Annotated in this window: 1 protein-coding gene; it reads left to right on the plus strand. The window is 53.5% G+C overall.

Features of this window, described 5'->3' with window-relative positions; all coding sequences use genetic code 11:
• Positions 1-39 precede the first annotated feature (39 nt).
• Positions 40-598, plus strand: a 559-nt coding sequence (locus J9889_RS21680; RefSeq protein ID WP_210539025.1) for an RNA-guided endonuclease TnpB family protein, incomplete at its 3' end; no start/stop codon positions are given.

A 598-nucleotide genomic window follows, 5' to 3' on the forward strand; every position in this document is an offset into this window, starting at 1 on the left:
TTAATAGATATGGCAATAATTCTACACACTGAGCGCTAAATGCAAATTCTGAAAGCCTACAAGTTCCGACTCGAACCGACAGCCCAACAAGCGCAACGCCTGCGCCAGTTGGGCGGTTGTGCTCGTTATGTCTGGAATCACGGGCTGGCAGAAACCAAACGCATTCTGGATGCTGGCGAAAAACTGCCTTCTGCCTTTGAGCTGAACAGGATGCTCACCAGTTGGAAGAAAGACCCAGAAATGGCCTTTCTGGCCGAGGCATATACCGACAACCTCCAGCAGAAGCTCAAGGATTTGCATGGCGCGTGGATGCGCTGCTTTGATAAGAAACTCGCCGCCAAGGCACCCGTATTCAAGAAAAAAAGCGACAACCGCGACGCTATCCGGTTCGTCAACTTCGACAAGTATTGCCGCCTTGAAAAGGGTCGCGTGAAGCTGCCTGCCGGGCTGGTGTGGGTCAAGTTCCGTCAGTCCCAGCCAGTTGAAGGGAAAATTAAAAACGCGACCGTCAGCCAAGCAGCCGGGCACTGGTATATCTCCTTTCAGGTCGAGCAGGAGACGTCCGAGCCAATTCACCCCTCCGGCTCAATGGTCGGGC

The organism is Aeromonas sp. PrichA-15 (assembly GCF_017939245.1).
GTDB classification, from domain to species: domain Bacteria; phylum Pseudomonadota; class Gammaproteobacteria; order Enterobacterales; family Aeromonadaceae; genus Aeromonas; species Aeromonas caviae.